Below are 6,948 nucleotides of genomic sequence, written 5' to 3'. Positions count from 1 at the left end.
AAGAACAACAGAGTTGATGACGCCGAATGAGGCGATAGGTCGATGGTTTATGTGTTATTCCGCGACAAGTGCCAAGCACGCGCCGTTCAAAGCAAATCCTGCAGGATCGGGATCAGCGGTTCGTCGGCGGGGGGCATGGGGTAGTCGCGCAGGTCCTTGGCGCGCACCCATTTGATGGCCTGGCCCTCCTGGCCCTTGGGGATGCCTTGGTAGCGGCGGCAGACGAAGAGCGGCATCAGCAGGTGGAAATCGTCATAGGTGTGGCTGGCGAAGGTCAGCGGCGCGAGGCAGGCGACCTTGGTGGTGATGCCGAGTTCCTCTTCCATTTCGCGGATCAGGCAGGCCTCGGGCGTCTCGCCCGGCTCAACCTTGCCGCCGGGAAACTCCCAGAGCCCGGCAAGCGACTTGCCCTCCGGGCGCTGCGCCAGCAATATCCGTCCGTCGGTGTCGATCAGCGCGCAGGCGGCGACCAGGAGCAGTCTTTTCGATCCATCCGTCATTGTTGTTCCCGCCAGTACCGGTAGCGATAGGCCTCGGCAAATCCGAGGCTCTTGTAAAGTGCGATTGCGGCCGCGTTCTTCGCCGTCACCTGAAGCCAGGCCATGCGCGCGCCGCGGCCCTTGGCCCAGCGCAGCATGGCGGCGGCGAGCTTGCGGCCGTGGCCCTTTCCGCGGGCGTCTTCGGCAACGGCGAAAGCCTCGATGCCGGCCATGTCGAAATCATGCACCGCAAGCCCGACCGCATAGGGCTTGTCGTCCTCGCGGATGAACAGGCCGTGGGCGGGCTTGATGGCGGTCACCACCTCGGCAAGCCCGGCCTTGGTCAGGCCCGCGATCGGGTTGATCGCGAGCGAGGCGTCGACGAAACGCCCGATGTCCTGGCTCGGCAGAAGTTCGATGGCGTCGGCGGCCTGAAATCCATCGAGATCGAGGGTCATCACCAGGCTCTCGTCGAAGGCTTCCGCGCCTTCGGCGGAGAGATATTCGCCGATCTCGGGCGGCGTCAGCGGCGTTTCGCGGATCAAGAGCGGGCGGCCGAAGGCGGCATAATGGCGCTTGGCTTTTTCCAGCCGGATTTCCATGTCGGCGATATCCGACCGGTCGAGCACGGCCAGGCTGTTGAGCCGTTTCGACGGGTGTCCCGCCGTGACCCGAAGCTGCCACGCGCCGTCATAGAGCACGTTCTTCGCCGGCCAGGCGCGCAGGCCCATGGCTTCCAGTCTGCGGACAAGCGGAAGATCAACGTTCAAGACGATTCCGATTCAGTGACGATCCGTTGCGGTGGATGTAATGACGGAGGGCCGGGCTGTAAACACAAAAGCCTCTTGTCAGCCGATCTGTGTTGCCCTGCGGCAACGCTTCCTTAGCTGCGGTAATCGCCGTTGATCGCCACATATTCCTTGGTCAGGTCGCAGGTATAGACCGTTGCCTGACCGTCCCCGATGCCGAGATCGGCGCGGATCGTGATCTCGTCCTGCCGCATAACGGCGGAGGCGTGTTCTTCCGAATAGTCCGGATCGCGTTCGCCCTGAAAGGCCACGCGGATATCGCCGAACCAGATCGCCAGCCGGTCGCGGTCGGCCTTCTCGCCGGCCTTGCCGACGGCCATGACCACGCGGCCCCAATTGGCGTCCTCGCCGGCAACAGCGGTCTTGACCAGCGGCGAATTGGCGATCGAACGGGCGATCTCGAAGGCGGCGCGGTCGCTCTCGGCGCCGGTGACGTTGACGGTCACCATCTTGCGCGCGCCCTCGCCGTCACGAACGATCTGGAGCGCGAGATCCTTCATCAGCGCGTGCAGCGCGGCGCGGAAATCATCGAGGCGGGGATCGGTCGGGTCGGTGACGGGATCCTGGCCGGGAGCCTTGCCGGTGGCGAACACCAGAACGGTGTCGGAGGTCGAGGTGTCGCTGTCGATGGTGATCGCGTTGAAGCTTTCGCCGACGCCTTCGGAAAGCACCGCCTGAAGGGCGGGCGCGGCAATCGCCGCGTCGGTGGCGATGAAGGAGAGCATGGTCGCCATGTCGGGCGCGATCATGCCGGCGCCCTTGGCCATGCCGTTCAGCGTCACGGAAACGCCGTCGATCGTGGCGCCGCGGGTCGCGACCTTCGGATAGGTGTCGGTGGTCATGATCGCTTTCGCCGCATCCTGCCAGAAGTCCGGCTTTGCCTGTCCGGCCATGTCGGCCAGAACGCCGGCGAATTTGGAGGCATCGAGCGGCTCGCCGATCACGCCGGTGGAGGCGAGGTAGACGTCGCCCGTCGTGCATCCGGCTGCCTCGGCGGCGGTTTCCGCCGTCAGCGTGGTCGCCTCCTTGCCCTTCTTGCCGGTAAAGGCGTTGGCATTGCCGGAGTTAACCACCAGCACCTTCGCCGTGCCGTTTGCGAGGTTGGCCCGGCAGAAATCGACAGGAGCGGAGGGGCAGCGCGAGCGGGTGAAAACGCCGGCGACGGCGGCGGGTTCATCGAAGATCATCATCATCACATCGGTGCGGCCCTTGTACTTGATCCCGGCGCTGGCGGTTGCCAGGCGTACGCCATCGATAACGGGCATGGGGGTAAGGGATTTGGGCGCGAGCGGAGATACGGCAGTCGACATGATGACCCTCTCTTGGGCCCGGCGGAGACCGCCGCGGCCGGATAAGAAACCGGCCCGCAATGGCGGGCCGGAAACTGGTTATTGCTGCTGCATTTTATTGACGGCGTCGTAGCTGTCTTGCAAGTCCTTATCTTCGATAACGACGGTATCGCCCTTCTTCAGCGCGTTGACGGCTTCATTGTATTTCTCGCCGGCGACGAGCTGCTGAAGCTGCGGCTTGATCTGTTCGAAGGGAACCGGCGCCTTCTCGCGCTTGTCCTCGACTTCGATGACGTGATAGCCGAAGTCGGTCTTGACCGGGGTTTCGGTGTATTTGCCCGGTGCCAGCGCAAAGGCCGCTTCCTCGAACGGCGGAACCATCTGGCCCTTGGAGAAATAGCCGAGATCGCCGCCATCGGGGCCGCTCGGGCCGGTGGAGTGCTCCTTGGCCAGTTCGGCGAAATCGGCGCCGTTGTCGAGTTCCTTGATGATTTCCTTGGCCTCATCCTCGCTCTCGACGAGGATATGGCGGGCATGGACTTCTTCCTGCTTCGGCGCCTTGGCGATCTCCTCGTCATAGCGCGCCTTCAGCATCTCGTCGGTGATCTGGGAATTGATCACCTGGTCGAAATAGGCGTTATAGAGTTCCTGCTGCTGCAACTGCTCCATGCGGGTCTTGAACGCATCGGTCTGGTCGAGGCCTTCCTCCTTGGCGGCGTCCGCGATCAGCTTCATGTCCACAAGGCTGGAAAGCGCGATCGCGCGCATCTGCTCTTCGGGCATCTGGCCGAACTGGCCCTTGAACTGATCGACGGTGCTCTGAAGCTCTTCTTCGGTGATCGGCGTGCCGTCGACGGTCGCGACCACGGTCTGGCTGGTATCGGTGTCCTGCGCGAACACCGGCGCTGCAAAGCTGACGGTCGTTGCGAGCAGCACTGCGGCTGCCAGGGTTCTTTTCTGCATAAGTTCACCTTTTCATTGTTTGAACGTAATCGTTGCGGCCCGTCGTGATGCGCCGATGATTGTGCGGGAATGTGGTCGCCGCATCTCTGTCCGTCAACGCAAAACGCTGCTTTCCGTTGCAACCTTTCCACTTTTTAATCTGAAGAGAAGCTGAACGCCGGCCGGTTTTCCTCCCGTTTGCGGTCTTTGCCGCGCGGCCTTCGACGTTGACATGGCGTGCCCCCCCTCTTATCTGTCTGCCAAGCCAGCGTCGATAGACGTCCGGGCGCGCAATGGATGCGAACAGGGCGCTACGTAGAGTTTAAATATGACAACTTTCGGAAAGAGCTATTGAAATGGTCTCACTCGGTGGCGTAGCCCGCAAATTGTTCGGTTCGGCCAACGAGCGCCGCGTCCGTGCCTACAGACCCCGCGTCGTCGCGATCAACGCGATGGAAGAGCAGATTTCAGCGCTTTCGGATGAGGCGCTGAAAGCCAAGACCGACGAATTCAAGAAGAAGCTCGAAGACGGCAAGACGCTCGACGATATTCTTGTTGAGGCCTTCGCGGTGGTGCGCGAGGCCTCCAAGCGGGTTCTCGGCATGCGGCCCTTCGATGTCCAGCTTATCGGCGGCATGATCCTGCATGAGAACTCGATTGCCGAAATGAAAACCGGCGAAGGCAAGACCCTGGTGGCGACCCTTCCGGTCTATCTCAACGCGCTCGCCGGCAAGGGCGTTCACGTCGTCACCGTCAACGATTATCTCGCCCGGCGCGACAGCGAGCATATGGGCAAGCTCTACGGCTTTCTCGGCATGACCACCGGCGTGATCCATCACGGGCTCGACGACCGTCAGCGCAAAGAGGCCTATAGCGCCGACATCACCTACGCCACCAATAACGAACTCGGCTTCGATTATCTCCGCGACAACATGAAGATGCAGCGCGCCGAAATGGTGCAGCGCGGCCACAATTACGCGATCGTCGACGAAGTGGACTCGATCCTGGTCGACGAGGCGCGCACGCCGCTGATCATCTCCGGCCCGCTCGACGACCGCTCCGATCTTTACGTGTCGATCGACAAGATCATCCCGATGCTGGAAGAGGGCGATTACGAGCTTGATGAAAAGCAGCGCTCGGCCAATTTCTCCGAAGACGGGATGGAAAAGCTCGAAAAGCTGCTGACCGAAAACGGTATGATGAAGGGCGCCTCGCTCTACGACATCGAGAACGTCGCAATCGTCCATCACCTCAACAACGCGCTGAAGGCCCACAAGCTGTTTTCGCGCGACAAGGACTATATCGTTCGTGACGGCGAGGTCGTGATCATCGACGAATTCACCGGGCGCATGATGCCGGGCCGGCGTTATTCCGATGGCCAGCATCAGGCGCTCGAGGCCAAGGAAAACGTCAAGATCCAGCCGGAAAACCAGACGCTCGCCTCGATCACCTTCCAGAACTATTTCCGCATGTACGACAAGCTCGCCGGCATGACCGGCACGGCGGCGACGGAAGCGGAGGAGTTCGCCAATATCTACGGTCTCGACGTGGTCGAGGTGCCGACCAACATGCCGATCGCGCGTATCGACGAGGACGACGAGGTCTACCTGACGGTGCAGGAGAAGTATCTTGCGATCGTCGAGGAGATCAAGGAGGCCAAGGCCAAGGGCCAGCCGGTTCTGGTGGGCACCACCTCGATCGAGAAATCCGAGCTTCTGGCCGCCGCTCTCAAGAAGGACGGCATCACCGATTTCAGTGTGCTCAATGCGCGCTACCATGAGCAGGAAGCCTTCATCATTTCGCAGGCCGGCGTGCCGGGCGCGCTGACCATCGCCACCAACATGGCCGGTCGCGGTACCGACATTCAGCTCGGCGGCAATCTGGAAATGCGAATCGAGGCCGAGCTTGGCGATACCGAGCCGGGCACCGACATCGTGACCAACGAGCAGGGCGAGCGGGTGGAAGTCGCCCGCAAGTTTACCCCGCCGGGTCCCGAACGCGACGCGAAGGAGCAGGCGATCCGCGAGGATGTGGCACGGCTGAAGGCCGAGGCGCTGGCCGCCGGCGGCCTTTACGTCATCGCCACAGAACGCCATGAGAGCCGCCGCATCGACAACCAGCTGCGTGGTCGTTCCGGCCGTCAGGGCGACCCGGGCCGTTCGAAATTCTACCTGTCGCTGCAGGACGACCTGATGCGCATCTTCGGTTCCGACCGCATGGAGAGCATGCTCACCAAGCTCGGCCTGAAGGAAGGCGAGGCGATCGTCCATCCGTGGATCAACAAGGCGCTGGAGCGCGCGCAGAAGAAGGTCGAGGCCCGCAACTTCGACATCCGCAAGAACCTGCTGAAATACGATGACGTCATCAACGACCAGCGCAAGGTCGTGTTCGACCAGCGCAAGGAGCTGATGGATTCGGAGGACATTTCCGAAATCGTCAGGGAAATGCGCGAGGACGTGGTTGAAAAGGCCGTCAAGGCCCGCATTCCCGAGCGCGCCTATGCCGAGCAGTGGGACGTCGCCGGCCTCAAGGAAGACTGCCTGCGCATTCTCAATCTCGACCTGCCGATCGAGAAATGGGCCGAGGAAGACGGCATTGCCGAGCCGGAGATCGAGGAGCGCATCAACGAGGCGGCCAAGCGGATCGAGGAAAACCGCGCCAAGCAGGCCGAGCAGTTCGGCCCCGACGTGCTGAAATATGTCGAGCGGCAGGTGACGATGCAGGCGCTGGATCATCTCTGGCGCGAGCATATCGTGAACCTCGATCATCTGCGCTCGGTCATCGGCTTCCGCGGCTATGCCCAGCGCGACCCGCTGCAGGAATACAAGGCCGAGGCGTTCGAGCTGTTCCAGGCGCTGCTCGGCAATATGCGCGAGGTCGCGATCTCGCAGCTCTCCCGCGTCCAGCTCGTGCGCGAGGCCCCGCCGCCGCGCCCGGAAATCAACCCGGCGCAGGTGCGCGCCAGCCACATCGATCCGGCAACGGGCGAGGACGAGATGGCCGGCGAGCAGGTTGCTTCCGGCGACGCCGCCACCATGCCGGAAGAGTGGAAGAACACCGGCCGCAATGAGCCGTGCCCGTGCGGCTCCGGCAAGAAGTTCAAGCATTGCCATGGCCAGCTGTTCGCCTGAGCGCGTGGCGGCATCTTGAGGATGGGCGGCGCGGACCCCGGCCGCCCAATCCACGCTTGCCAGCGCTTTTGGGTTGCGCTACAAAACCAGCATGATGATCAAGACGAACAACATTGCAAACTGGTGGTGGGCTCGCTAACGGCGGCCGCGATCACGCATGTTCAGTTGATCTGACGAAGCCGCCCTCCAACGAGGCGGCTTTTTTGTTAGGGGCCGTCTTTGCAAGGGTTGAGAATGACCAGCATGCGGCAGCGCCGCATCACCGAGGTGGAGCAAGGAATATGAGCCTTCATGAGCG

At 62.2% G+C, this 6,948-nt stretch carries 5 protein-coding genes; 1 reads left to right on the top strand and 4 read right to left on the bottom strand.

What is annotated here, in order from left to right:
* Positions 1-86 precede the first annotated feature (86 nt).
* The 4 genes from mutT to B4E36_RS20195 all read right to left on the bottom strand — a co-directional run bounded on the left by mutT (position 87) and on the right by B4E36_RS20195 (position 3,540).
* The gene (gene mutT / locus B4E36_RS20210; RefSeq protein ID WP_292057965.1) at positions 87-500 is read right to left on the bottom strand and encodes an 8-oxo-dGTP diphosphatase MutT; all 414 of its coding nucleotides are present in this window, start codon (positions 498-500) and stop codon (positions 87-89) included.
* Positions 497-1,249: a GNAT family N-acetyltransferase gene (locus tag B4E36_RS20205; RefSeq protein ID WP_292057963.1), complete on the bottom strand. Its 753-nt coding sequence runs from the start codon at positions 1,247-1,249 to the stop codon at positions 497-499. The genes mutT and B4E36_RS20205 overlap by 4 nt, the downstream gene beginning before the upstream one ends.
* A 113-nt stretch (positions 1,250-1,362) precedes the next feature.
* Complete coding sequence (gene argJ, locus B4E36_RS20200; protein ID WP_292057962.1) at positions 1,363-2,598, bottom strand: bifunctional glutamate N-acetyltransferase/amino-acid acetyltransferase ArgJ; 1,236 nt, start codon at positions 2,596-2,598, stop codon at positions 1,363-1,365.
* Between the two features lie 78 nt (positions 2,599-2,676).
* Positions 2,677-3,540 carry a peptidylprolyl isomerase gene (locus B4E36_RS20195; RefSeq protein WP_292057960.1) on the bottom strand — a complete coding sequence of 288 codons (864 nt, stop codon included), beginning with the start codon at positions 3,538-3,540 and terminating at the stop codon, positions 2,677-2,679.
* Between the two features lie 335 nt (positions 3,541-3,875).
* On the opposite strand from B4E36_RS20195, the gene secA reads away from it, so the two are divergent.
* Complete coding sequence (gene secA, locus B4E36_RS20190; protein WP_292057958.1) at positions 3,876-6,650, top strand: preprotein translocase subunit SecA; 2,775 nt, start codon at positions 3,876-3,878, stop codon at positions 6,648-6,650.
* Positions 6,651-6,948 lie beyond the last annotated feature (298 nt).

Source organism: Martelella sp. UBA3392 (assembly GCF_002358775.1).
Classification (GTDB): domain Bacteria; phylum Pseudomonadota; class Alphaproteobacteria; order Rhizobiales; family Rhizobiaceae; genus Martelella; species Martelella mediterranea.
The sequence above is the reverse complement of the archived record's forward strand: the minus strand, read 5'-3'. Positions and strand labels throughout refer to the sequence as shown.

What these genes read in the sequence shown, in the direction of transcription:
- mutT (WP_292057965.1), bottom strand. Translation starts at nt 500, where the DNA reads ATGACGGATGGATCGAAAAGACTGCTCCTGGTCGCCGCCTGCGCGCTG.
- argJ (WP_292057962.1), bottom strand. Translation starts at nt 2,598, where the DNA reads ATGTCGACTGCCGTATCTCCGCTCGCGCCCAAATCCCTTACCCCCATG.
- B4E36_RS20195 (WP_292057960.1), bottom strand. Translation starts at nt 3,540, where the DNA reads ATGCAGAAAAGAACCCTGGCAGCCGCAGTGCTGCTCGCAACGACCGTC.
- secA (WP_292057958.1), top strand. Translation starts at nt 3,876, where the DNA reads ATGGTCTCACTCGGTGGCGTAGCCCGCAAATTGTTCGGTTCGGCCAAC.